Origin of the sequence: Pseudonocardia sp. EV170527-09 (assembly GCF_008369905.1) — a bacterium.
In the GTDB taxonomy this organism is placed as follows: domain Bacteria; phylum Actinomycetota; class Actinomycetes; order Mycobacteriales; family Pseudonocardiaceae; genus Pseudonocardia.
The window spans coordinates 130,778-154,292 of sequence record NZ_VRMC01000001.1 but is presented as its reverse complement, the minus strand read 5'-3'; the positions used below and the strand labels follow the sequence as shown (position 1 = coordinate 154,292).

Here is a 23,515-nt window from a genome sequence, read left to right as displayed (position 1 = left end):
AACTGGATCACCAGACTGTCCGCCGCGCACCAGAGCGGACGACTCGAGGCGGAGCTGAAGAAGATCCGCCGCTACAAACTGATCATCATCGACGAGGTCGGCTACATCCCGTTCGACCAGGACCCGGCGAACCTGTTCTTCCAGCTCATCGCCTCACGCTATGAACAGGGCTCGGTCATGGTCACCTCGAACCTGCCCTTCGGACGGTGGGGCGAGACCTTCTCCGATGACGTCGTCGCCGCAGCCATGATCGACCGCCTCGTCCACCACGCCGAGGTCCTGACCCTATCCGGGGACTCCTACCGCACCCGCGCCCGCCGCGAGCTCCTAGCCAAGCACAACCGCGCCAGCAACGACTGAACACCCGACAAGGGGGTCAGTCCCAATCCGTCGTTACGGGGTTACTCCCAACCCGCCGTTGACAGCTCGCGATGCGGCGGATCGATCAGAGCAGCGGCCGGGTCGACGTCGTCCCGGTCCCGTGCGGGTCGACGCGGGAGGACCAGTGCCGCCCGTGCGCGGAGAAGGCTCGACGGCTGCGCATGGTGCAGTGCCGCGAGGGCTGGCACCTCGAGGACGAACCGATCGCCAAGCCTGCTGACCCGACCGCGGCGCAGAAGGAGCTGATGACGGTGCGGGCGGACCTGCACGCCGCCTACACCGACGCCCGCGCCAAAGGCGACGACGCCGAGTGCGAGGAGATCCGCGAGACCGTCGCCGAAGTCGACACCGAGCTGCGCACGCTCGGTGTCCGTGGCCGCCTGGCTCCGCTCGACCCGACACCACAGACAGTGCGCCGCTCCACCCGCCGTCGCCAGGACGCACCGAACCTCCCGCGCCGCCCGGTGGAGGACCGCACCCTGGGCCGGGTGTTCGGCGGGAAGTACCGGCCCTCGACCTTCCTCACCCTGACCCTCGATACGTACGGGCGGGTGGACAAGCGCGGGGCCGCGCTCGACCCGGACACCTACGACTACCGCCGCGCCGCGCGGGACGCGATCCACTTCCCGAAGCTGCTGGACCGGTTCTGGCAGAACACCCGCCGGTGTGTGGGCTGGGACGTGCAGTACTTCGGCACCGTGGAGCCGCAGAAGCGCGGGGCACCGCACTTCCACGCCGCCATCCGCGGCACCATCCCGCGTTCCGAGCTGCGGGCGATCACCGCGGCGACCTACCACCAGGTCTGGTGGCCCGCGCACGACGAGATCGTCTACTCCGGGGACCGGCTGCCCCGCTGGGACAACCACCACAAGGCGTTCGTCGACCCGGACACCCGCGAGCCGCTGCCCACCTGGGACGAGGCCACCGACCCCGATGTCCTCGCGGCTCCGGCGCACACGGTGGTGTTCGGGCCGCAGGTCCACGTCAAGGGCATCCTCGGCGGAACGGAGGAGGCCGGACGCCACATCGGCTACCTGACCAAGTACCTCACCAAGTCCGTCGGGCAGGCCGCCGGCCTCGACGACTCGGCGACCTCCCGCCAGCGCGAGCACGCCCGCCGCCTCGCCGCGGAACTGGCCGTCACGCCGTGCTCGCCGCGCTGCCCGATCTGGCTGCTCTACGGCATCGAGCCCAAGGGCGCCCGACCCGGCACAACGCCAGGGCATTGCACGGGCAAAGCGCACAAGCCCGAACACCTCGGCATCGCCGGACGCCGAGTGCTCGTCTCCCGCAAGTGGTCCAACAAGAGCCTGTCCGACCATCGCGCCGAACGGACCGCGTTCGTTCGGCAACTCCTCGACCGCGCCGGAGTCCAACCCGCCTACGCCGTCGACGACGGGCCGTTCGAGTGGGAGACGACCAAGCCGGGGGACTCCGACGTGCCTCCCCGCACGGTGCTCCTGCTCCACGCGATCAACCAACGGAGTCGATGGCGCGCTGACTACGACGCCGCCGTCCTGGCGACCGCCGACGCACCACCCGACGACCGTTCGGCAACCGGTCCCGGCGACGCCACGGAGGACCGTCATGCAGCGTGAGCGACCGGAGATCCATCCGTTGTGGACGGCCGCTGAGCTGTCCCACTACCTCGGTGTCCCCGTCCAGACCCTCTACCAGTGGAAGTGGCTCGGCCAGGGCCCGCCGGTGCACAAGATCGGTCGCCACCTGCGATACGACCCCTCCGAGGTGCGTGCCTGGATCGCCGGGTCGCGCTCGGAGGTGGCGTAGGCATGGGTCACGTCGAAGACCGCTGGTGGCGCGACGAACGCGATCCGACGACCGGCAGGACGGAGCGTCGCAAGACCGAGCGGTTCGGCCGCGGACACCGATACCGGGTCCGGTTCCTCGACCCCGAGGGGCGCGAGCGCAGCCGGAGCTTCCCGGACCGTCGGAAGCGCGCCGCCGACGAGTTCTTGGTCAGCATGGAGAGCGACAAGAGCCACGGCAGCTACATCGACCCGAAGGCCGGCCGGATCACCTTCGGCGACTACGCTCGCCGCTGGCTGGCCTCCCAGACGTTCGAGGCGTCGACCCACAACAGCGTGACGTGGCGGCTGAATGCGCAGATCCTGCCGTTCTTCGAGCGCCGTGAGCTGGGCGCCATCAGCCCCACCGACGTCCGCACCTGGATCCGCGGAATGCAGGATCGCGGCGTCGCCGAGAGCTACCAGGCCGGGTGCTTCGCGCACGTCTCGTCGATCCTGACCGCCGCGGTCGACGACCGGCTCATCCGCGAGAACCCGTGCCACGCCCGGTCGGTGGTCCGGCCTAAGCGCCCGCCGGTCAAGGTGATCCCGTGGTCGCGCACGCGGGTCGACGCGCTTCGGACGGCGATGCGGGACCGGTTCGCGATCTTCGTGGCGCTCGGCGCCGGGTGCGGGCTCCGGCAGGGGGAGGCGTTCGGAGTGTCCCCGGGCGACATCGACCGGGAGGCCGGCATACTCCACGTCGTTCGGCAAGTGCGCCTCGTCGACAGCCGACTCGCGTTCGCACCTCCCAAGCGCAACAAGACCCGCGACGTCCCGATCCCGGACGCCGTCCTGCACCTGGTCGACCAGCACATGCAGCGGTTCCCACCGGTGCCGGTCACGCTGCCGTGGCGCACACCGTCCGGCGAGCCGACCACGGCCCGCCTGCTGCTCACCGACGAGCGTGGGGGAGCGCTGCGGCGCAACCACTTCAACGAAGCCGTGTGGAACCCGGCCCGGAGGGCGGCCGGTGTCGTCAACCCCACCCGCCAGGACGGGACACACGCGCTCCGGCACTACTACGCGTCCGTCCTGCTCGACGCCGGGGAGAACATCCGCGCGCTCTCCGAGTACCTGGGTCACCACGACCCGGGCTTCACCCTGCGCACCTACACCCACCTGATGCCATCCAGCTCGGCCCGCACCTGCCGTGCGATCGACGCCGCGTTCGGAGGCCGTGAGGAACGACCTGACGGCCCGGGGACGGCCCAGAGCGATTCATAGGTCTCTGACCTGCGGCGACTTCTGCATCCGGCTTACAGACCGACTCGTCCGCCCCGCTCTGCCCGACATGCGCCGGGGGAGCGGGGTTCGTGCGCTGAGCAGCGCACGATGCTCTCGCGACCTCTCGGCGACGTGCCACGGCACGGTGACGGCCTGGGACATGATCATGCTCGGCGCGCCGTGCGGAGGTCACCGGCCCTGCGTTGCCTCCTCGATTCCCGAGCGGTGTCGGGCGCGGGCGGAGCCCGATGGATGCGGTTCCTCGGGGGTGGCGCCGTGGGCCGTCTGCTCGCTAGCGTCCGGCTTCGTGAGCGACTGGGAGATTGCACAGGTCAACATCGCGCTACCGGTGGTTCCGTTGTCCGAGCCCGAACTCGGGTGGTTCGTGGAGGCTCTCGCTCCGGTGAACGCTGTGGTCGACAGCGCGCCCGGGTTCCGGTGGCGCATGCAGACCGAGGACGGCGACGCCACCGCGGTCCGGGCGTTCGGGGACGACCGGCTCATCGTCAACATGTCCGTGTGGGCCTCTGTCGAGGCGTTGGCCGACTTCGTGTATCGCGACCCGGCCCATGTCGCGGTGCTCCGCCGAAAGCGTGAGAGTTTCGTGCGCCTCGGCGAGATGCATCAGGCGCTGTGGTGGGTCCCGGCTGGGCATCGGCCTTCGGTGGACGAGGCTGAGGAGCGGCTCGCCCATCTCCGGGCTCACGGACCGACGCCCCGGGCGTTCACGTTCCGAGTCCAGTTCCCGGTCCCCGGTACCGAGACCGACTCGATCTCCGGACACGAGGATTGGTACTGCCGCGCTTGAGGCAGGAGGTGTCCCGTCGTCGGCGACGCCGGCGGGGCAGCCGAGCCACGGCGATCCCGAGGCCGGCACTCAGATCGGTGGTGTGCACCACGATCTCCAGGGTTCTGGTGAGCAGGAAGTCGTCGCGACGCAGCGCCCAGCCTTGCCGCGGGATCGAGATGCTGGGAAGCGTGGTTCCGGCCCGAAGCTGTGTGGCGACGGTGTCCCGGGCGTCGGCGACACGCTGCAGGAGGCGTGCGTGTCCGAGCGCGGCTTCCGCGTCGTCGATGGACCGGCCACAGTAGAGCAAGCTCGTCCGCTGCCAGCAGATCCGAGCGGAGAGAAGTTGCACTCAGGAACGGTTCATCGAGCTGCTCTGTAGGGGCGCTCGTCATTGATCCTTGAATCGCAGCACTCGACCCGCGTCCCGGTACTCGCTTGCTGCGGTACCGGCAGGGGCAGTGGTCACTCCATCTCCACAGATCCCCCTCGACGAGCCGACTACCGCCCCCGGAGATACGCGGTGATCATCGTGGTCAGCTCGTTCTCCAGCCGTCGCGCGGGGATCCGGTCCGGCGCCGCCGACAGCGCGTGGACCATGAGCTCCAGGGTGGTCGTGACGATCTGCGCGGCGGCCTCCGTGTCCTCGACGCCCACCTCGGGATGGCGGACCAGGAGGTCCCGGAACCTGAGCATCCGGCCGCGCTGGTACGCCTCGATCTTCGTCATGACGGCGCCGGCGCGGGGCGCTTCCTCCATGAACAGCCGCAGCAGTCGTGGGTCGTCGCGGTGGTTCGCGATCGCGGTGCGCACCATCGCCCGCACGAGCTCCTCCAACGGCTGATCGCCTACGTCCTCACCGGACGTCAGCGGCGCGGCGCCCTGGCCCAGGTGCCGGGTCAGGAGCTCGGCCAGGATCGCGTCCTTGTTCGGGAAGTACTGGTACAGCGAGCCGATCGAGCACCGGGCCTCCTCGGCGATCCGGTTCGTGGTGCCTGCGGCGTAGCCGTACGTGGTGAAAACGTGAGCAGCCGCGGTGAGGATCCGCTCGCGGGTGAGTTCTGCCCGGACCTGACGCGGCCGCCGACGTGCGGCGATCCGGCGCTGCTGCGGGGTCATGTCCCTCCCGGGTGCGCGGGCCGAAAGCGAGTAGCCCAGAAAGTGAGCTCCTACTTAGAATATGGCTTCTAGCTGCGATGATACAAGCAAGGGAAGGCTCACCATGCTCGAAGTGCTCAGGATGCTCGACCCGCGAACCGCCGCCGTCCTCGAACGGCTCTACGCCGAGTCCGACAGCCGGCCCGAGCCGGTCCCGCCGAAGGACCTCGCGGAGTACCCGCGTCCCGTCGAGCTCACCGAACAGGTCCGCGCGTTCGACGACGAGTTCCTGACCCTGGAGAAGGAGCAGGCGGCGTACTGCTACACCCAGGCCCGCGCCACGGGCGCGCGCACGATCGTCGAGTTCGGGACGTCGTTCGGGATCTCGACGATCTGGCTGGCCGCCGCGGTCCGGGACAACGGCGGCGGAACGGTGATCAGCGCCGAGCGGGTGCCGCGCAAGGCGGAGCGGGCCCGCGCCCACGTCGCCGAGGCCGGTCTGGAGCAGTACGTCGAGATCCGGGTCGGCGACGCCTGCGAGACCCTGCGCGACCTCGACGGCCCGGTCGACATGTTTCTCAACGACGGCTTCCCGGACGTCGCACTCGAGGTCCACCGCCTGGTGACCCCGGCACTGCGGCCGGGCGCCCTGGTCATCACCGACAACGTCGGGCTCATGCCGGACCTCTACGCCGACTACCTCGCCTGGATCCGCGACCCGGCGCACGGGTTCGTCTCGGTCCGCATCCCGTTCCACGGCGGCACCGAGATCTCGGTACTGACCGAGGCGGTGCCCGCGTGAAACGACTCATCGACACCCTGCTCCGGACGGCGACCGTCGAGCGCGTCGAGCCTCTCGCAGGCCGCTTCCGGGCGATCACCCTCACCCTCACCGGCGCCGGGATCCGCGACCTCGAGGTGAAGCCCGGTCAGCAGATCCGTGTGCAGGCCGGGGCGGCCAACCCGGTCGTCGACCTGCTCGTCGGCGCGCTGCGGACCTACTCGATCTGGGAGTACGACCGAACCCGCATGGAGCTGCGGATCTTCGATCACGGCGAGGGGCCGGGCGCGCAGTGGGCACGGCGGGTCCGCCCGGGTGAGGAGGTCAGCGTGTTCGGACCGGAGGGCTCGTTCGTCACCCGGCCCAGCTCCTACCACCTCTTCGCCGGGGACGAGACCGCCGCGGTCGCGTTCGGCGCGATGATCCGTGGACTGGACGACGGCGCGCCGGTGCACGCGGCGATCGAGGTCGACACCGAGCAGGACCAGCTACCGATACCCGGCGAGGTCACCTGGATCCACCGCAACGGCCGATCGGCCGTCAAGTCCGCCGATCTCGTCGTGGCCGTGGCGAACCTGGACCTGCCGGAGACACCGGGGACGGCGTACCTGGCGGGCGAGGCCGGGACCATACAGATGGTGCGCGAGCACCTGGTCCGCGACCGGGGCTGGCACCGGCGCAACGTCGTGACCAAGCCGTTCTGGGCGCCGGGGAGGACCGGAATGGACTGACTCCTGCGGTCGGGGGGCCTCCGCCGCCGAGGACCGGACCTGACCGCATCGGGCGGCAGGGTCGTCCTCGACCGCTCCCGAACACCCCGGAGGACGCCATGTACGCACCCGCCCGCCACGACGAGACCACCGGTCTCCTCCACTACATCGACCAGCAGCTCACGGCGATCCGCTCGGCCCTGTACGGCCTCACCGAGGAGCAGGCCCGTGCGACCCCGTGCCGCAGCGCGCTCTCGGTGGGCGGCCTGATCAAGCACGCTGCCCACTGCATGCGCGGCGCGGTGCAGCGGCTGACCACCGAGGTCACCACCCAGCCCCTCGACGCGGCCGCGGTCGCCGAGTTCACCGCCAGCTTCGCGATCGGCGACGACGAGACGGTCGCCGGCACCCTGGCCGAGTTCGACGACGCACGGACCGAGCTGCTCGCCGTCGTCTCGCGGACCGATCCGGCAACGGAGTCCACGGCGCCGCCCACCCCGTGGAACGGGATCCACGACGCGCGCCCGATCCACACCCGCTACTACCTCGTCCACCTGGTCGAGGAGTTCGCCCGGCACGCGGGCCACGCCGACATCATCCGCGAGCAGATCGACGGTGCCGCCGTCCCGGCGTTGGAGCTCACCCTCGCCGGGGCCCCCGCGAACGACTTCTTCACCCCGTACGACGCCGCGCCGGGCACCGTGCTGGCCTGAGCGGTGTCAGGATCGTCGCCATGCGGATCGCGGGGGAGATCGTGCACTGGCGGGGTCCGGCGCCGTACCACTTCGTGCGGCTGCCGGACGATGCCGCGGCGGTCGTCGCCGACGTCGCGCGGGACGTCACCTACGGCTGGGGCATGGTCCCCGTCGACGCCGTGCTGGGTGCGACCCGGTTCAGCACCTCGCTCTTCCCGCGCGACGGCGGGTTCCTCCTGCCCGCGAAGGATGCTGTACGCCGGGCCGAGGAGGTCGAGGTCGGCGACGTCGTGCAGGTCGAGCTGGAGATCCGTACCCGCCGGTGACGCGCGGGTATCCCCGCGCCGGTCCGGTCGTTGACCAGCACGGACCCGCTCGAGGAGGACGGATGCGTCGACGACGACGGAACGGAGCGGTCGCGGCCGCCCTGGCGGTTGCGGCCCTGGTCGGGCTCGCCTCGCTGCAGCCCGCACTGGCGATCGGCCCGTTCGGCCCCTCGGGGCGGGTGACCGTCACCCCGACGGCCTCCAACCAGTTCGCCGGGACCCTCGACGAGGGCTCCGGCAGCCGCGAGTACACCGCCCGCCACGGTGCCCCGCCCGACGGCGGCACCGGCGCGCTCGAGCTGCGCACCCCGGGCGACGGGGACAAGCGCCAGTACGCCACCGACGAGGTCGCCGGGCCGTTGTCCCGGTTCACCGATGCCAGCTACTGGGCCTACCGCGACCCGGCGTCCTCGAGCGGGCAGATGCCGTCGTTCGCGATCGCCGTCGACGTCAACGGGGGCACCCTCGAAGCCCGTGACCTGTACGTCCTCACCTACCTGCCCGACCGGGCGCCCGCCGGCACCTGGACCCGCTACGACGTCGGCGCCGGCACCTTCTGCCTGACCCACCAGATCGGCCGGGTGGACGCCTACCGGCAGTGCCGCGACGGCGGCGAGCAGCGCACCCTGGAACAGATCATGGCCGAGTACCCGCACATGACCGCCTACGCCGCCGGGTTCAACCAGGGCGGGGGCGACGGCGGCCTGGTCGGCGCGGTCGACCTGATGCAGGTCGGCGGCCGGGTCTACGACTTCGAACCCGCCTGAGCCGGGCGGGTCTCAGCTCACACAGAACTCGTTGCCCTCGGGGTCGCTGAGCGTGGTGGTCACCGGGCCCCGGTCGCTCGTCGTCCACAGCACCCGCGCCCCGAGCGCGACCAGGCGCTCCACCTCCGCGGGCGCCTCGTCCTGCCCGACCTGCAGGTCCAGGTGCACCCGGTTCTTGGCCGACTTCGACTCGGGGACACGCTGTACGAACAGCCGCGGCCCCGGCCCGCGGGCGGTGGCGACGTCGCGGAACCCGCGGCGTTCGCCGTCGGCCAGCACGTCGGCCTCGCCGAGGTGTCCGGCGGCCAGCAGGCCGTCGACGACCGTCGTGTGGTCCTCCACCTCGTAACCGAGGGCAGCCGCCCAGAACCGCGCGAGGGCGTGCGGGTCCGCGGCATCGAACGCGATCTGCAGGGTCGGGGTCATGGCGACGATCCTGGCCCACGACGAGGACGGCCCCTGTCCGCGTGACGAGCCACCCGCTGGGTACGGCACTGCCATAGGCTCGACGGGTGCAGTACGACTTCACCGACCTACGGCTGTTCCTGCACGTCGTCGCCGAGGGCTCCATCACCGGTGGCGCCGCGCGGGCCAACCTGAGCCTGCCGTCGGCGAGCGCGCGGGTCCGGGCCCTGGAGCGGCACGCCGGGGTCGAGCTGCTGGTCCGGGAGCGGCGCGGTGTGCGCACCACCCCGGCAGGGCGGGCACTGGCCCGGCACGCCCGCGACGTCCTCGACCGGGCGGCGCGCCTCGACGGCGCGATCGCCTCCTACTCCCGGCCGGCGAGCGCGCCCCTGTCGCTGCTCGCCGGGAGCTCCGCGATGCACGACCTCGTGCCGCGGGCGGTGACGGCGTTCCTGCTGGCCCGGCCGCACTCCGACGTCGACGTCACCCTGCGGCGCAGCGTCGAGACCGCCCGCACCCTCGCCGACGGTGGAGCGGACCTGGGGATCGTGCTCGACCACGTGGCCGCCGGACAGGGACTGCGCGCCGAGCCGCTGTGCGACGACTCGCTGGTCGTCGTCGGCACCGGGCACGGTGTGCTCGACGGCCGGGACACGATCGCGTTCGCCGAGGCGGCCGAGCACCCGATGGTGGGGCTGGCCGCGTCGGCACCGCTGCAGCTCTCGCTCGACGCGCAGGCGGCCGAGGCCGGGCTCGCGCCGCGGTACCGCACCCGCGCCGCGGACCTGGGCACGGTGGTCGCGCTGGCCGAGGCGGGGGCCGGACTCGCCGTCGTGCCCCGTCGCGCGGCCGCCGTCCCGGCCCGCGCCGGCCGCCTGCAGGTGGTCGCGTTGGACGAGTCGTGGGCCCGGCGAGGGCTGTCGCTGTGCTGGGGAGCGGCCCTGGAGCCGAGCTCGCCGGGGTGGCCCGCGGTGCAGGCACTCGCCGACCACATCCGCTCTGTCTCTGCCACAGTCGAAGGCTGAGAGCGGAACTTCCGCATTGTCCGGTGGACCGGACGGGCCGACCCTCGACCCATGAACCTCTGCGACGAGCCCGACGGTGTCGAGCAGGCCCTGGCCGGACTCCGGCGGGTCGTCGTGCCCGTCGCGGCCGGGCTGCTCCTGCTGCTCGCGATCGCGGCCGGCGCCGCCGCCGAGACCGCCGCCGCCGAGGCGACCGGAACCACACGGGTGGGCGCCACCGTGCTCGGGACGACCGCGGGACCGGGGTCCGTCGTGGTCGGCTGGACCGACGACCGCGGCGTGGTGCGGACCGCCACGGTGACCGTCGCCGGGCGGGTCGACCCCGGCCGGACGGTCGGGCTGTGGCTCGGCCCGGACGGTGCCCCGGCCGCTCCGACCCACCCGACCGAGGTCCGTACGGCCGGCATCCTGCGGTCGGCGACGGTGCTGGTCGTCGGTGGGTTCCTGCTGGTCGCGCTGTACACGGCCGCCGGCGTCCTGGGCCGGGCCCGGGCGTCGGGACGGGTGGACCGCGAGTGGCGCGCGGTCGAGGCGCGCTGGCGGGAGCTGCCCAGCGGGTGAACGGAACTGTCGGGGGTCCGGTGCAGCATGCGTCCCGACCCGCCCCGAGCGCCGGAGGACCCGTGGACCAGCCCGCCACCACCTGACCCGTGCCCGGGACGGGGTGGGGGCGCTGCCCGACGACGGCTACGGCGCGATGATCCGCGCCGGGATCGACCGCTGCGGTGAACGCCTCGACCTCGGGGGCCGCTCGTGACCCGCGCGCACTCAGACGACCGCGCCGTCGCCCGCGCGGCGCCGTGCCCGGTCGGCCTTCGACGGGTGGCGCCGTCCCGCCTTGCCGACCGGCTGCTTCGCTCCGGACGTCCGCGGCGCGGGCCCCGGCCAGCGCCGCTGCAACAGGATCGACACCGGCCCGGCGACGACGATCGTCGACACCGTCCCGACCACGATGCCCACGATCAGCGCCAGCGCGAAGTCGCCGAGGGTCGCCCCGCCGAGGAAGAGCAGCACGGCCAGGATCGTCAGCGTCGAGATGCCGGTGTTCACCGTCCGCGGCAGGGTCGAGAGCACCGCCGACCCCACGACCGTGTGGAACGGCAGCGTCGCGTTGCGTGCCCAGTGCTCGCGGACGCGGTCGAACACGACGACGGTGTCGTTGACCGAGTAGCCGATGACGGTGAGCAGTGCCGCGAGGAACACCCCGTCGGCGGTGCGGCCGGTCCAGGCGAACACCCCGACCACCACGAGGACGTTGGTCAGCAGCGCCGCGACCGCGCCGGCGCCGAGCGTCCAGCGGAACCGGAACGCCAGGTACAGGAACTGCGCGGCGAGCGCGACACCCAGCGCGATGATCCCGCCGCGGGCCAGCTCGGCACCGAGGCTGGGCCCGATGAGCTCGTCGCGGAGCAGCTCGGCGCCGCCACCCGCCGCGCCGACGGCCTCGCGCAGCTGCCCGACCTGGGCGTCGGTGAGCTCGCCGGAGCGCAGGGCGACCGCGCCGTCACCGGTCTCGGTGACGGTGAGCCCGCCGATCCCGGTGGCGCCGACGGCGTCGCGGACCTGTTCCACGCTCACCGGGTTCGACATCGTGAACTCGACCAGCCGGCCACCGGTGAACTCGACACCGAGCTCCAGGCCGCGTACGAACAGCCCGGACACCATCACGACCACGACGACCCCGGCGACGGCGAGGTAGCGGGCCGGGCGCCGCAGGAACCCGGGGTCGCTCGCCTCCAGCCTGCGCCGGACCGGGCCGATCTCGGTGATGCCGGTGATCCTCGGCCGGCGCTTCACCGCGGGGATCCGCAGGACGGCGAGGGTGAGCAGCCGGGACAGCACCAACGCCGAGAACAGCGACACGACCACACCGATGACCAGCGTGACACCGAACCCGCGGACCGGCCCCGACGCGAGTCCGAACAGCAGCACGGCGGCGAGCAGCGAGGTCACCGCGACGTCGCCGACCGCGGACAGCGAGTTGGCGTAGCCCATCTCCGAGGCGCGTTCCAGGCGTGGCCTCGCCGCGTACTCCTCGCGGGAGCGTTCGGCGATCAGCACGTTCGCGTCGACGGCCATGCCGACCGCGAGGACGAAGGCGGCCAGGCCGGGCAGCGTGAGTGTCGCGCCGAGCCCGGTCTGCACCGCGTAGGCGACGAGCGCGTACCCGCCGAGCGCGATGACGGCGACGAACCCGACGAGCCGGTACACCACGATGAGGAAGGCCCCGGCCAGCGCGGAGCCGATGATCGCGGCCCAGGCGCTCGCGGAGATCGCGTCGGCGCCCAGGGTCGGGCCGACGGTCCGCTGCTCGATGATCTCGACGGGCAGCGGGAGGGCGCCGCCCTCGATCAGCACGGCCAGCTCGGAGGCCTGCTCGGGGGAGAAGTTGCCGGTGATCTGGGTCTGCCCGCCGAGCATGCCGACGTTGCACGGGATGTCCTCGACGACCTGCGGGGAGGAGATGACCTGCTGGTCGAGCACGATCGCGACCCGACGCTGCGGGTCGCCGGACGGCGCGCAGGCGGCCTGGCCGGTGAGGGCCTGCCAGCGGGCGGGGCCGTCGCCGTCGAAGGAGATGTTGACGATGTGTCCGACGCCCTGCGGGTTGGGCGAGGACATCGCCGAGCCGACCATGTCGCCGGTCAGGGCCGGCGGGCCGAGCTGCAGCGGTTGGCCCTGCTCGTCGACGCCGGTACCCCCGGCGGCGGGGTCACCGACCCCCAGCACCGGGTGCATCGTCAGCTGCGCGGTGCGCCCGAGCGTCTCCGCGGCCTCCGCGGGGTCGGTCAGCCCGGGGAGCTCGACGATGATCCGGTTCTCCCCGGACCGGGCCAGGCTGGGCTCGGCGACACCGAGCCCGTCGATGCGCCCGCGCAGCACCTCCAGCACGCGGTCGGTGGCCTCACCGTCGGCGGCGACCTCGGGGGTGTCGCGGGTCTCCAGCACGATCTGGGTGCCGCCGCGCAGGTCCAGGCCCAGCGTGGGGGCGGTGGTGAGCGCGACGACGGAGGACAGGGCGAGCACGGCGAGCGCGATGAGCGCCCGCCAGAGCACGGGGCGTGGCTTCACAGGGATCCTCGGCGGCGGGCACCCCGGTAGGGACCGGGGCACGGCGGGGGTGCGGGGGAGTCGCGGGCGGTGGCGACCGGTGGGGTCGTCCGGTCAGGCCCGCGGGGGTCCCCGCGACCCGATGTCCGCGCCGGTCCCGGGCTCCGGGGCGGCGGTCGTCGTGCGGTCGTCGACGGGCCCGGGCGCGTCGTGCGGGAGCCCGGCGGCGTCGAGGACCAGCAGGTCCAGGGCCGGGCCGGGATGGCCGGTCGCGTCGGGTGCGACCGGACCGTCGTGGGCGGAGCGCCCCAGCAGCGCGGGCCGGGGCGCCTCGGCGGGAGCGACGTCCTGCCCGACCGAGGCCGCCGCCGTGGCCGGGACGGCCTCGGCGGTCAGTGACCCGGCGACCGGGGCGAGCGCGGCCACCAGCGACAGCAGCAGCACCGCGACGAGGCGGCGGGCCGGGCTGCGGGTCGTGCGCACGAGGGTGATCCGTCCGGTTCGGGGGTTTCCGCCCGCGACGGTACCGGTCACCGCGTCGCCGCCGACGGAGCAGGGGTCGGACTGGGGGGCGCGCGACCGTCCCGGTTCGGCACAATCGTGACCGCACCACCCGTGAAGACCCGAGAGGACGACTGACGTGAGCACGGATCCGTCGACCAGCCAGAACACCGACTCCGCGGAGACCGGCGGCGGGACGACCGGCGGCGAGACGATCGAGTTCCAGGCCGAGGCCCGGCAGCTGCTGCGGTTGATGATCCACTCGATCTACTCGAACAAGGACGTCTTCCTGCGCGAGCTGATCTCCAACGCCTCCGACGCGCTGGACAAGCTCCGTCTCGCCGCCTACCAGGACAAGGACCTGGGCGCCGACACCGACGACCTGCACGTCGAGCTCGTGCCGGACGCCGAGGCGCGCACCCTCACCGTCCGCGACAACGGCATCGGCATGACCCGCGACGAGGTCGTCGACCTGATCGGCACGATCGCGCGGTCGGGCACCGCGGAGCTCCTCGCGAAGCTCCGGGAGGCGGGTGACGACGCCCGCCAGGAGCTGATCGGCCAGTTCGGCGTCGGCTTCTACTCCTCGTTCATGGTGGCCGACCGGGTCGAGCTCGTGACGCGCAAGGCCGGCACGGCCGAGGGCGTGCGCTGGAGCTCCGACGGCGAGGGCACCTACACGATCGAGCCGGTCGCCGACGCCCCGCAGGGCACCGCGGTCACCCTGCACCTCAAGGCGTCCGACGCCGAGGACCAGCTGCACGACTACGCCGACCCCTCGGTCCTGCGGCGCATCGTGAAGACCTACTCCGACTTCATCACCTGGCCGGTCCGCATGCCTGCCGGAATCGGCACGGCGGGGGACACCGACGACGCCGCGCCCGAGACGCTGAACTCGATGAAGGCGCTGTGGGCCCGCCCGCAGAAGGACGTGACCGAGGAGGAGTACGCCGAGTTCTACCGGCACGTCAGCCACGACTGGCAGGAGCCGCTGGAGACGATCCGGCTCGCCGCCGAGGGCACCTTCGAGTACCAGGCGCTGCTGTTCCTGCCGAAGGTCGCACCGATGGACCTCTACATGCGCGACGCCCGCCGTGGGGTGCAGCTCTACGTCCGGCGGGTGTTCATCATGGACGACTGCGAGGCGCTCGTCCCCGAGTACCTGCGGTTCGTCAAGGGCGTCGTCGACGCCGCGGACCTCTCGCTGAACGTGTCGCGGGAGATCCTGCAGCAGGACCGCCAGATCTCGGCGATCCGCAGGCGCCTGGTGAAGAAGGTGCTGTCGGTCCTCGGGTCGATGCGCGACAACGAGCCGGAGAAGTTCGCGACCTTCTGGGAGCAGTGCGGCCGGGCGCTCAAGGAGGGCCTGCTGTCCGACGCCGACAACCGCGACACCATCCTCGGGGTGTCGGTGTTCGAGAGCACCCACGACGCGGAGAAGCCGACCTCGCTCGCCGCCTACAAGGAGCGGATGCGTGAGGGTCAGGACGCGATCTACTACATGACCGGTGACTCGCGGACCGCGATCGAGGCCTCCCCGCACATGGAGGCGTTCCGGGACAAGGGTTACGAGGTCCTGCTGCTGACCGACCCGGTCGACGAGGTGTGGGTCGACGCCGTCGACGGCTTCGACGGCACCCCGCTGCGCTCGATCGCCAAGGGCCAGGTCGACCTGCAGACCGACGAGGAGAAGGAGGAGGCGGCAGCCAAGCAGGCCGAGTTCGCCGACCTCTGCACCTGGATGGCCGAGGTCCTGACCGAGGACGTCAAGGAGGTGCGGCTCTCCACCCGCCTCACCACCTCCCCGGCCGTCCTCGTCGGCGACGAGTTCGACATGACCCCGACCCTGGAGAAGATGTACCGGGCGATGGGGCAGGAGCCGCCGAAGGTGAAGCGGATCCTCGAACTCAACCCGTCGCACCCGCTGGTCACCGGGCTGCGGGACGCGCGCGCGGCCGGCAAGGACGAGAGCGGCACCGTCGAGCTGCTGCACGGCATGGCGCTGCTGGCCGAGGGCGGCGAGCTCGCCGACCCGTCCCGGTTCGTGGGGCTGCTCGCGGAGCGGCTGCAGCACACCCTCTGACGCCGGGCGGCGCGGGGACCGGCCCGTGACGAGAGCCGCACATCTGAAGAGCTAATCAGGTGTCGTGGCTATGCTGTCGCCGTGATCGGGAACCCGCGCCGCTGGGCGCCGCTGCTCGCCGGGCTGCTGCTCCTCGCGGGGTGCGGCGCGGGTGGCCCGGCTCCGGCGCCCGGCGACCTCGGCGCCGCACCTGCCACGGCGTCGGTGGTGAACTGCGGCGTTGACGTCCCGGTGCAGCGCCCGGAGCGGGTCGTCGCGATGTTCCAGAACGGCATCGAGGCCGTCCTCGCGCTCGGGGCGGGGGACCGGCTCGTCGGTGCGGCCTACCTGGACAACCCGCTGCCGGCGCAGCTCGACGGTGACTTCCGCCCGCAGAGCTACTGGCCCGAGGAGTATCCGTCGCGCGAGGAGGTGCTGCGGGTCGATCCGGACCTCGTCGTCTCCGGCTTCACCGGCGCGTTCACCCGGGAGGGCCTCGGCACCCGCGCCGAGCTCGGCGCCACCGGCACGGAGACCTTCCTGTTCAGCGCCTACTGCCCGACCGCCGACGGCGGCGGCCAGCAGAGCATCGGCGCCAACGACGTGTCCTTCGCCGGCGTCGAGCGCGACCTCACCGACCTCGGTCGGCTGCTCGGCGCCGAGGACCGGGCCGCGGAGGTCGTCGCCGGCATGCGCAGCACCCTCGGCGACGTGGCAGGCCGGCTCGCCGGGATCGCCGACCGTCCGCGGGTGGCGATGCTGAACTCCCCGGGCAGCACCGGTGAACTGCGGGTCTTCGGCACCGGCGACGTCGCGACGACGATCATCGAGGCCGCGGGCGGGCGGCAGGCGTTCGACACCATCGCCGGCCGGCAGCGCACCGTGTCGCTGGAGGGCATCGTCGCGGCCCGCCCGGACGTGATCGTGATCCCGGCCTGCTGCGGGCGCGATGTCGGACCGGAGGGCGCGGAGCCGCTGGCCGAGCGGCTGCGGAACGACCCGGCCCTGGCCACGGTCCCCGCGGTCCGCGACGGCAAGGTGTTCACCACGACCTTCGCCGAGGTCAGTCCCGGCATCCGCAACGCCGACGCGGTCGCGACGCTCGCCCGCCGGCTGCATCCGGACCGGTTCGGCGGCTGAACCCCGGCGGCGTCGCGCGCGGTCCGGTCGGGTGGCCGGGCGGCGTCGCGCGGTCCGGTTCGACTGCCGAGTCCCGGCCCGGCGCAGGTCCCGGCGGCTGCGGTCCGACCGCTGCGGCACCCGGTGCGACGGAGCGGAGGAGTGCGGATCCGCCCGGCGCCGTTGCCGAGCGGACGGGCAGAACCGTATCCGGTCCGCACCGCCCGTGGGGGCCACCGTGCCCCGATCGTTGCTAGGTCTCCTCCGAGCCCGCGGGCAGCGGCGGGTTCCCCGGGCGCAGCCCGTCGAGGAGCAGCGCCAGGTAGCGGGCGCGGTCCTCGCCCGACGCCGTCGGCGCCGCGTCCGACCCCTCGGCGACGGCGAGCGCCATGACCAGCACCGCCGACAGGTCCCGTGGGGTGAGCTCCGGGCGGACCGCACCCGCCTCGCGCGCCCGGTCCAGCAGCCGGGTCAGCGTCCGGCCGTAGCGCGCGACGGACTCGACATCGAACGCACCGGCCTCCCGGGCCAGCTTCAGGAGCGTCCGGCGTCCGGCGATGGCCTCCACCGCGCGGCCCAGCGACCCGGCCAGGTCGGCCCACGGATCGCCGTCCCCGGCGGCCGCGGTCGGCTCGATCTCGGCGACGAACACCTGCTCCAGCACCGCCCGCACCAGCACGTCGCGGGTCCGGAACCGGCGGTACAGCGTCGCGACGCCGACCCCGGCCCGGCGTGCGATCTCCTCCAGTGGGACGTCCGCTCCGTCCGACTCGAACGCCGCGGCCGCCGTGTCGACGATCCGGCGGTGGTTGCGGGCGGCGTCGGCGCGCAGCGGACGGCCCGCCGGGGAGCCGTCGAGCGACGAAGCGGTCATCAGAGCACGGTATCGCCCTGGCTCACCAGGTCACCGGCAGCGTGTGCATGCCGTAGACGAAATGGTAGGCCCGGAAGGCCTCGGGCGGGACCGGCCCGGCCGGGGCGAGCGTGGGAAAGCGGCGGAGCAGGGCGGGGAACGCCGTCGCCATCTCCATCCTGGCCAGCGGGGCGCCGAGGCAGTGGTGCACCCCGTGCCCGAATGCGACGTGCCCGGCCGCGCCGCGGGTGACGTCGAGCCGGGCCGGGTCGTCGAACCCGGACCCGGGGTCGCGGTTGGCCGCGGGGAGCGAGCACATCACCAGCGACTGCGCCGGGATTGGGGTATCACGCAGGACGGTGTCGGTCGTCGTCACCCTGACCACGCCGGTGTGCACGATCGACAACCAGCGCAGCAGCTCCTCCACGGCGGGGCGGGCGAGCTCGGGGTCGCTGCGCAGCAGCGCGGCCTGCTCCGGGTCCTCCAGCAGCGCCAGGGTGCCCAGCGACAGCATGTTCGACGTCGTCTCGTGCCCGGCGATCAGCAGCAGCGATGCGATCCCGACCAGCTCGTCGTGGCTGATCTCCTCGCCGTGCTCGCGGATCAGCATGCCCAGGATGTCCTCGCCCGGGTCGGCCAGCGCCCCGTCGACGAGCCGGCTCATGTAGGCCCGGTTCTCCCGGCCGACGGCGAGCCGCTCCTGCGCCGGCAGGGACACGTCGAGCAGGCGGGTCGAGCGTGCGGTGAACTCGTCGCGGTCGGTGTAGGGCACCCCGAGCAGCTCGCAGATGACCATCGACGGCACCGGCAGGGCGAACAGGGTGACCAGGTCGGCACCCGGCCCGGCGGCCTCCAGCGCGTCGAGGTGCTCGTCGACGATCTCGGTGATCCGCGGCTCCAGGCGGGTCATCCGGCGCTGGGTGAACTCGCGGGTGAGGAAGCGGCGCAGCCGGGTGTGCTCCGGCGGGTCCTGCGCCAGCAGCTGGCCCGCCCGCATCTGCTCCTGCTCCCGCTCCGAGAGCGGCGGGGCGTCCGGGCGGGTCAGCGCGGCGCTCCCGGCGTTGGAGTAGGTGGCGGCGTCGCCGAGCACCTGGCGCACGTCGTCGTAGCGGGTCACGAGGTAGGCGTCGGCGCCGAACGCGGTCCGTACCCGCGGGATCTCGCCGGAGTCCCGGATGCGCTCCAGGTCGGCGTCGGGCCGGAACCGGTCGCGGCGCATGTGCAGCGGGAGCGAGAAGTCCGTGGCGGTGTCGGTCATGGTGCTGGCCTCCGGTGGGTGGGCGGCGCGTCCTCTCCACGGTAGCGGCTCAAACGACAGTGCGCTCTCGTTTTGTGTGCCCTGTCCGGTACGCCCTCGGATGGCCGCCGAACCGGTGAAACCGGGCGAAGCGTGACAGGCTGCGACCGTCAACGGCGACGGCGCCCCCGGGGGCGACCTGTGTTCCAGCACGATCCCGAACCGCTCGGCAGTGTCTGGCTGTCCGCGCTCGTCGCACTGCTCCCGCTGGTGGCGATCTTCGTGACGCTGGGTGCCCTGCGCTGGAAGGCGCACTGGGCCGGACTGTCCGCACTCGTCGTCGCGGTCGTGGTCGCGGTGGCGGCCTTCGGAATGCCCGTTCACCTGGCCCTGCTCTCGGCCACCGAGGGAGCGGTGTTCGGTCTCTTCCCGATCATGTGGATCGTCTTCACCGCGATCTGGCTCTACCAGCTCACCGTGGCCGCGGGCCGGTTCGAGGACCTGCGCGCCGCCTTCGGGCTGATCTCCGACGACCCCCGGGTGCAGGCGATCATCATCGCGTTCTGCTTCGGCGGGCTGCTCGAGGCGCTGGCCGGGTTCGGCGCCCCGGTGGCGATCACCGGCGTCATGCTGATGGCGCTCGGGTTCTCCCCGGTCCGGGCGGCGGTCGTCGTGCTGCTGGCCAACACCGCGCCCGTCGCGTTCGGCGCGGTCGGCACCCCGATCATCACCGCGGGCACCCTCACCGGGATCCCGTACGACGAGATCGGCGCCGTCGTCGGCCACCAGACCCCGGTGCTCGCGTTCGTCGTCCCGACGCTGTTGGTGCTGCTCGTCGACGGCAGGCGCGGCGTGCGCCAGGTCTGGCCGGTCGCGCTCGTCATCGGACTCGCGTTCGCGCTCGCCCAGTGGCTGGCCGCCACCTACCTGTCGGTCGAGCTCACCGACATCGTCGCCTCGCTGGCCGGCCTGGCCGCCGGCGTGCTCCTGCTGCGCTTCTGGCAGCCGCGCGGCGGCGCCGAGGCGAGGGAGACACTGCGCGTCGAGCGCACCGCCGACGCGCCCGTCGACGAGCCGGGCGGAGCCGACGGCGGCGGGTCCGTCGCGACCGAGCAGCGCACCCTCGCCGAGCGTTCGCAGGCACTGTCGGTCGGCCGGCTGGTCATGGCCTTCGCCCCGTACCTGCTGATCATCGTGGTGTTCTCGGTGGCGAAGCTGGTCGGCCCGGTGGCGTCCTTCCTGTCCGGGACCGACGTCGGGATCGGCTGGCCGGGCCTGGACGGGCACGTCCTCGGCACGTCCGGGGACCCGGTGTCGACCACGGTCTACAGCCTCCAGTGGCTGTCCTCACCCGGCTCGCTGCTGCTGATCTGCGGCATCGGGGTCGCCGTGCTGTACCGGCTCTCGCCCGCGACGGCCGTCCGCGAGTTCACCGGGACCGCGTACCGGCTGCGGTTCGCCTTCCTGACCGTGGCCACCGTCCTCGCGCTGGCCTACGTGATGAACCTGTCCGGGCAGACGATCTCCATCGGCACCTGGATCGCCGGGACCGGCGCGGCCTTCGCCTTCCTGTCGCCGATCCTCGGCTGGCTCGGCACCGCGGTCACCGGCTCGGACACCTCGGCCAACGCCCTGTTCGCGACGCTGCAGCAGACCGCGGCCGAGCGGGCCGGGCTCGGCCCGCACCTGATGGTCGCGGCGAACACCTCCGGCGGCGTCGTCGGGAAGATGATCAGCCCGCAGAACCTGACCATCGCGGCGACGGCCGTGGGCATCGCCGGCCGGGAGTCCGAGCTGTTCCGACGGACCGTCCTGTGGAGCGTCGGGTTGCTCGCGGTGCTGTGCGTGCTGGTGTTCCTGCAGTCGACCCCGGTGCTCGGATGGATGCTCCCGACCTTCTGAGACACGGAGTGGGGCTCTGCGGAAGGATCGGTCGGGTGCGCCTGACCGTCCTGCCCACCGCCGATCTCGGGCGGGACGGGCTCCGGGGCCTGCGCGCCCTGCTCGACGCCGCGTTCCCCGCCGACGCCGACGGGACCGGCGGGTTCGACGACGCCTCGTTCGACCACGCACTCGGCGGGGTGCACGTGCTCGCCGGGCCGGTGCACGACCCGGTCGGGCACGCCGCCGTCGTGGGGCGGCGGCTGCTGCACGACGGCGTCGCGCTGCGCACCGGCTACGTCGAGGCCGTCGCCGTGCGGCCCGGGCTCCAGGGTGGCGGGCTCGGCGGGCTGCTGATGGCCGAGGTGGACCGGATCGTGCGCGGCGGGTACCGGCTCGGGGCGCTCGGCGCCGCCGCCCGTGCCGCGCGGCTCTACCGCAGGCTCGGGTGGGAACCGTGGCGCGGCCCGCTCGCGGCGCTCACCCCGGACGGCATCGTCGACACCCCCGACGAGCGCGGCAGCGTGCACGTCCTGCCCGTCGACGCGCCGCTCGACCCGACCCGCGCCCTCGTCTGCGACTGGCGCGACGGCGAGCTGTGGTGACCGCCGCGACGCCCCGGCGGCCGCCGGCCCCGGAGTGACGCGGCCGGTTCACCCGGAAGTCGACCGGGAGACGGGTGATCGTCATCCGGCGCCGGTGGAGTTCACCCGTGCAACTGGCGGTGCTCGACCTGGCGGGTACGACGATGGCCGACGACGGGCTCGTGCTCGCCGGTCTGCGTGCCGGCCTGCGCGCCGCCGGGGTCCGCGTCGACGGCCCGTGCTACCCGGCGCTGGACCGCCAGGCCCGCGCGACGATGGACCGCCCGGTCATGACGGTGCTCGGCGAACTGCTCGACGGCGACATGTACCGGGCCCGGCGCGCGCACTCCGCGTTCGCCGACCACCTGCACGCCGCGTTGGACGCGGGCCGCGTACGCCCGGTCCCCGGCGCCGCGCAGACCCTCGACGCACTCCGCGACGCCGGCCTGAGCGTGGCTCTCACCTGCGGGTTCGAGCCCGAGCTGCGGGACCGCCTGGTGTCGGCGCTCGGGTTCACCGAGAGGGCGGACATGGTCCTGTCGCCCGCCGACGTCGACGGTCGCGGCCTGCCCGAGCCCGACCTGCTCCACGCCGCCGCCCGGCGGGCCGGGACCGAGCCCGCGCAGGTCGCCGTGACCGGTGACGCGACCGCCGACATCGACGCCGCCGTCCGGGCGGGGGCGGGCCTCGCCGTCGGGGTGCGGGGCGGGGCGCACGGCGAGCCGCGGCTGCGCGCCGCGGGCGCCGACGCCGTCATCGACTCGGTCGCGGACCTGCCCGCGCTGCTCGGCCTGCCCAGCTGAGCCCCGCGGCGTAGCGTCCCTCCTGATCATGACCGGTCCGCGGTGACGACGGGGGTGGCGGCGTGGCCCGACGCACGGTGGCGGTGGCGTCGCTCGGGACGACGTTGGCCCTGGTCAGCTACACCGCGCCGCTGGCCACCCTGGCCCCGATCGCGGCCGACCTGGGCTCCTCGCCGTCGGGGCGCTCCTGGATCCTGAGCTCGATGAGCCTGGGGCTCACCGCGGTGCTGCTGACCGCGGGGACCCTGGCCGATCGGCTGGGGCGGCGCGCGGTGTTCACGACCGGTGCGGTGGTGCTGGCCCTGGCCTCGGCGGGCGGGGCGTTCGCCACCGGCACCGCCGGGTTCGTCGCCGGCCGGATCGGGCAGGGCGTCGGGGCGGCCGCGGTCGTCGCGTGCAGCCTCGCCCTGATCGGGCACGCGCTGCCGCCGGGCCCGCGCCGCTCGGCCGCGACCGGCCTGTGGGGCGCGGCGCTCGCCGCCGGGATCGCCGCCGGGCCGTTGCTCGCCGGTGTGCTGCCCTGGCGGGTGCTCTACCTGGCCGTCGGCGTCGCCGGGCTGGCGCTGGCCGTGGCCGCGCGGGTGCTGTTGACCGAGTCCACCGCCAGCGCCCCGCGTCCGGTCGACGTCAGCGGGATGGTGCTGCTCGCGGTCGGACTGACGGCGCTGCTCGCGGGACTCACCGAGGCGCGACGGCTGCCGGTCACCACCACGACGGTCGTGCTGCTCGCGGTCGGGGCGGCGCTGCTGGCCGGGTTCGTCGTGGTCCAGTTCGTCGTGCCGCACCCGATGGCCGGTCCCCGGCTGTTCCGCCACCCCGGGCTGGTCGGGGCGACGGTCGCGAGCCTGGCCACCGGGCTCGGCATCATCTCGCTGAGCTCCTACCTGCCCGCCGTGCTCGCCCCGGTGCACGGCACCGCCCCCGCGACGGCGGCGCTGCTGCTGCTCGGCTGGTCGGGCACCAGCATCGTCACCGCGCTGCTGACCCGCCGGATCAGCGAGCGGGTCACCGGCGGGGTCCGTCTGGGCGTCGGCCTGCTGGTCATGACGGCCGGTCAGCTCGGACTGCTCGCCACCGGCTCCGGGACCGGGGTGGTCCTGGCCGCGCTGGTCGTCGTCGGTGTCGGCACCGGGGTCGTCAACGCGACGCTCGGCCGCGAGGCCGTGGCCTCGGTGCCGGCGGACCGCGCGGGCACCGGCAGCGGCATCAACAACACCGCCCGCTACCTGGGGGCCGCCGTCGGCGTCACGGTGACTTCGGTGCTGACCTCGCCGGCCGGTAACGAGCCGGTGGCCCGGCTGCTGGCGGGCTGGCAGGTGGCGGTGCTGGTCGCGACCGGGTTCACCCTGCTCGGCGCGTTCGTGGCGCTCGGCTGCGCCCGCGCCGCCGCCCCGGCCGGGGGGTGACGCGGGCGGGC

Annotated in this window: 24 protein-coding genes; 18 read left to right on the top strand and 6 right to left on the bottom strand. The window is 73.3% G+C overall.

Annotated features, from left to right (window positions below; all coding sequences use genetic code 11):
* The 5 genes from FVA95_RS00715 to FVA95_RS00695 form a co-directional block, all read left to right on the top strand.
* Window positions 1-360 (top strand): ATP-binding protein (locus FVA95_RS00715; RefSeq protein ID WP_161992151.1); only part of this gene is annotated, 360 nt, incomplete at its 5' end.
* Between the two features lie 71 nt (window positions 361-431).
* The gene (locus FVA95_RS00710) at window positions 432-1,979 is read left to right on the top strand and encodes a replication initiator (RefSeq protein WP_193564264.1); all 1,548 of its coding nucleotides are present in this window, start codon (window positions 432-434) and stop codon (window positions 1,977-1,979) included.
* Window positions 1,969-2,169, top strand: a complete 201-nt coding sequence (locus tag FVA95_RS00705) for an AlpA family transcriptional regulator (RefSeq protein ID WP_149662446.1) — start codon at window positions 1,969-1,971, stop codon at window positions 2,167-2,169. The genes FVA95_RS00710 and FVA95_RS00705 overlap by 11 nt, the downstream gene beginning before the upstream one ends.
* A 2-nt stretch (window positions 2,170-2,171) precedes the next feature.
* On the top strand, window positions 2,172-3,413 hold the full coding sequence (locus FVA95_RS00700) for a site-specific integrase (RefSeq protein ID WP_149662445.1): 1,242 nt from the start codon (window positions 2,172-2,174) through the stop codon (window positions 3,411-3,413).
* A 307-nt stretch (window positions 3,414-3,720) separates the two neighbouring features.
* Window positions 3,721-4,221: a DUF3291 domain-containing protein gene (locus FVA95_RS00695; RefSeq protein WP_164514825.1), complete on the top strand. Its 501-nt coding sequence runs from the start codon at window positions 3,721-3,723 to the stop codon at window positions 4,219-4,221.
* Window positions 4,222-4,701: 480 nt separating this feature from the next.
* On the opposite strand, the gene FVA95_RS00685 is transcribed toward FVA95_RS00695, so the two are convergent.
* Window positions 4,702-5,319, bottom strand: coding sequence for a TetR/AcrR family transcriptional regulator (locus FVA95_RS00685; RefSeq protein WP_149662443.1), 618 nt, complete (start codon window positions 5,317-5,319; stop codon window positions 4,702-4,704).
* A 103-nt stretch (window positions 5,320-5,422) separates the two neighbouring features.
* Between FVA95_RS00685 and FVA95_RS00680 the strand changes: the two genes are divergently transcribed.
* The 5 genes from FVA95_RS00680 (at window position 5,423) to FVA95_RS00660 (ending at window position 8,577) form a co-directional block, all read left to right on the top strand.
* Window positions 5,423-6,100 carry an O-methyltransferase gene (locus tag FVA95_RS00680; RefSeq protein WP_149662442.1) on the top strand — a complete coding sequence of 226 codons (678 nt, stop codon included), beginning with the start codon at window positions 5,423-5,425 and terminating at the stop codon, window positions 6,098-6,100.
* Window positions 6,097-6,810 carry a siderophore-interacting protein gene (locus tag FVA95_RS00675; RefSeq protein ID WP_149662441.1) on the top strand — a complete coding sequence of 238 codons (714 nt, stop codon included), beginning with the start codon at window positions 6,097-6,099 and terminating at the stop codon, window positions 6,808-6,810. Before FVA95_RS00680 ends, FVA95_RS00675 begins: the two co-directional genes overlap by 4 nt.
* 98 nt (window positions 6,811-6,908) lie before the next feature.
* Window positions 6,909-7,502, top strand: coding sequence for a DinB family protein (locus FVA95_RS00670; RefSeq protein WP_149662440.1), 594 nt, complete (start codon window positions 6,909-6,911; stop codon window positions 7,500-7,502).
* A gap of 20 nt (window positions 7,503-7,522) precedes the next feature.
* Window positions 7,523-7,810, top strand: coding sequence for a DUF1905 domain-containing protein (locus FVA95_RS00665; protein WP_149662439.1), 288 nt, complete (start codon window positions 7,523-7,525; stop codon window positions 7,808-7,810).
* Window positions 7,811-7,872: 62 nt separating this feature from the next.
* Window positions 7,873-8,577, top strand: coding sequence for a hypothetical protein (locus tag FVA95_RS00660; protein WP_149662438.1), 705 nt, complete (start codon window positions 7,873-7,875; stop codon window positions 8,575-8,577).
* A 12-nt stretch (window positions 8,578-8,589) separates the two neighbouring features.
* Here FVA95_RS00660 and FVA95_RS00655 read toward each other — a convergent pair whose 3' ends face one another.
* On the bottom strand, window positions 8,590-9,003 hold the full coding sequence (locus FVA95_RS00655) for a VOC family protein (protein WP_149662437.1): 414 nt from the start codon (window positions 9,001-9,003) through the stop codon (window positions 8,590-8,592).
* 86 nt (window positions 9,004-9,089) lie between these two features.
* On the opposite strand from FVA95_RS00655, the gene FVA95_RS00650 reads away from it, so the two are divergent.
* The gene (locus FVA95_RS00650) at window positions 9,090-10,007 is read left to right on the top strand and encodes a LysR family transcriptional regulator (RefSeq protein WP_149662436.1); all 918 of its coding nucleotides are present in this window, start codon (window positions 9,090-9,092) and stop codon (window positions 10,005-10,007) included.
* 51 nt (window positions 10,008-10,058) lie between these two features.
* Window positions 10,059-10,568 carry a hypothetical protein gene (locus tag FVA95_RS30645; RefSeq protein ID WP_161992150.1) on the top strand — a complete coding sequence of 170 codons (510 nt, stop codon included), beginning with the start codon at window positions 10,059-10,061 and terminating at the stop codon, window positions 10,566-10,568.
* 207 nt (window positions 10,569-10,775) lie between these two features.
* On the opposite strand, the gene secD is transcribed toward FVA95_RS30645, so the two are convergent.
* Together secD and FVA95_RS00635 are read right to left on the bottom strand one after the other, a co-directional pair.
* A complete protein-coding gene (secD, locus tag FVA95_RS00640; RefSeq protein WP_240051172.1) occupies window positions 10,776-13,079 on the bottom strand; it encodes a protein translocase subunit SecD in 2,304 nt (767 codons plus the stop codon).
* 93 nt (window positions 13,080-13,172) lie between these two features.
* The gene (locus tag FVA95_RS00635; RefSeq protein ID WP_149662434.1) at window positions 13,173-13,541 is read right to left on the bottom strand and encodes a hypothetical protein; all 369 of its coding nucleotides are present in this window, start codon (window positions 13,539-13,541) and stop codon (window positions 13,173-13,175) included.
* Between the two features lie 232 nt (window positions 13,542-13,773).
* Here FVA95_RS00635 and htpG point away from each other — a divergent pair, with 232 nt between their 5' ends.
* Window positions 13,774-15,642: a molecular chaperone HtpG gene (gene htpG / locus FVA95_RS00630; protein ID WP_255474604.1), complete on the top strand. Its 1,869-nt coding sequence runs from the start codon at window positions 13,774-13,776 to the stop codon at window positions 15,640-15,642.
* Window positions 15,643-15,723: 81 nt separating this feature from the next.
* Window positions 15,724-16,761: an ABC transporter substrate-binding protein gene (locus tag FVA95_RS00625; RefSeq protein WP_149662433.1), complete on the top strand. Its 1,038-nt coding sequence runs from the start codon at window positions 15,724-15,726 to the stop codon at window positions 16,759-16,761.
* 232 nt (window positions 16,762-16,993) lie between these two features.
* On the opposite strand, the gene FVA95_RS00620 is transcribed toward FVA95_RS00625, so the two are convergent.
* Together FVA95_RS00620 and FVA95_RS00615 are read right to left on the bottom strand one after the other, a co-directional pair.
* Window positions 16,994-17,614 (bottom strand): TetR/AcrR family transcriptional regulator, encoded by a 621-nt coding sequence (locus FVA95_RS00620; protein ID WP_149662432.1) that lies wholly within the window; start codon window positions 17,612-17,614, stop codon window positions 16,994-16,996.
* Window positions 17,615-17,636: 22 nt separating this feature from the next.
* Complete coding sequence (locus tag FVA95_RS00615) at window positions 17,637-18,851, bottom strand: cytochrome P450 (RefSeq protein WP_205015724.1); 1,215 nt, start codon at window positions 18,849-18,851, stop codon at window positions 17,637-17,639.
* Between the two features lie 180 nt (window positions 18,852-19,031).
* On the opposite strand from FVA95_RS00615, the gene FVA95_RS00610 reads away from it, so the two are divergent.
* From FVA95_RS00610 to FVA95_RS00595, 4 genes are all read left to right on the top strand, one after another.
* Window positions 19,032-20,732 carry an L-lactate permease gene (locus tag FVA95_RS00610; RefSeq protein ID WP_149662431.1) on the top strand — a complete coding sequence of 567 codons (1,701 nt, stop codon included), beginning with the start codon at window positions 19,032-19,034 and terminating at the stop codon, window positions 20,730-20,732.
* A 35-nt stretch (window positions 20,733-20,767) separates the two neighbouring features.
* Window positions 20,768-21,316: a GNAT family N-acetyltransferase gene (locus FVA95_RS00605; RefSeq protein ID WP_020627823.1), complete on the top strand. Its 549-nt coding sequence runs from the start codon at window positions 20,768-20,770 to the stop codon at window positions 21,314-21,316.
* A gap of 107 nt (window positions 21,317-21,423) precedes the next feature.
* Window positions 21,424-22,098, top strand: a complete 675-nt coding sequence (locus FVA95_RS00600) for an HAD family hydrolase (RefSeq protein ID WP_149662429.1) — start codon at window positions 21,424-21,426, stop codon at window positions 22,096-22,098.
* Between the two features lie 62 nt (window positions 22,099-22,160).
* Window positions 22,161-23,504 carry an MFS transporter gene (locus tag FVA95_RS00595; protein ID WP_149662428.1) on the top strand — a complete coding sequence of 448 codons (1,344 nt, stop codon included), beginning with the start codon at window positions 22,161-22,163 and terminating at the stop codon, window positions 23,502-23,504.
* The last annotated feature ends 11 nt before the right edge of the window (window positions 23,505-23,515 follow it).

Coding starts and splice junctions, on each gene's coding strand:
- FVA95_RS00710 (WP_193564264.1), top strand. CDS start 432: ATGCGGCGGATCGATCAGAGCAGCGGCCGGGTCGACGTCGTCCCGGTC.
- FVA95_RS00705 (WP_149662446.1), top strand. CDS start 1,969: ATGCAGCGTGAGCGACCGGAGATCCATCCGTTGTGGACGGCCGCTGAG.
- FVA95_RS00700 (WP_149662445.1), top strand. CDS start 2,172: ATGGGTCACGTCGAAGACCGCTGGTGGCGCGACGAACGCGATCCGACG.
- FVA95_RS00685 (WP_149662443.1), bottom strand. CDS start 5,319: ATGACCCCGCAGCAGCGCCGGATCGCCGCACGTCGGCGGCCGCGTCAG.
- FVA95_RS00680 (WP_149662442.1), top strand. CDS start 5,423: ATGCTCGAAGTGCTCAGGATGCTCGACCCGCGAACCGCCGCCGTCCTC.
- FVA95_RS00670 (WP_149662440.1), top strand. CDS start 6,909: ATGTACGCACCCGCCCGCCACGACGAGACCACCGGTCTCCTCCACTAC.
- FVA95_RS00665 (WP_149662439.1), top strand. CDS start 7,523: ATGCGGATCGCGGGGGAGATCGTGCACTGGCGGGGTCCGGCGCCGTAC.
- FVA95_RS00660 (WP_149662438.1), top strand. CDS start 7,873: ATGCGTCGACGACGACGGAACGGAGCGGTCGCGGCCGCCCTGGCGGTT.
- FVA95_RS00655 (WP_149662437.1), bottom strand. CDS start 9,003: ATGACCCCGACCCTGCAGATCGCGTTCGATGCCGCGGACCCGCACGCC.
- FVA95_RS30645 (WP_161992150.1), top strand. CDS start 10,059: ATGAACCTCTGCGACGAGCCCGACGGTGTCGAGCAGGCCCTGGCCGGA.
- FVA95_RS00620 (WP_149662432.1), bottom strand. CDS start 17,614: ATGACCGCTTCGTCGCTCGACGGCTCCCCGGCGGGCCGTCCGCTGCGC.
- FVA95_RS00615 (WP_205015724.1), bottom strand. CDS start 18,851: ATGACCGACACCGCCACGGACTTCTCGCTCCCGCTGCACATGCGCCGC.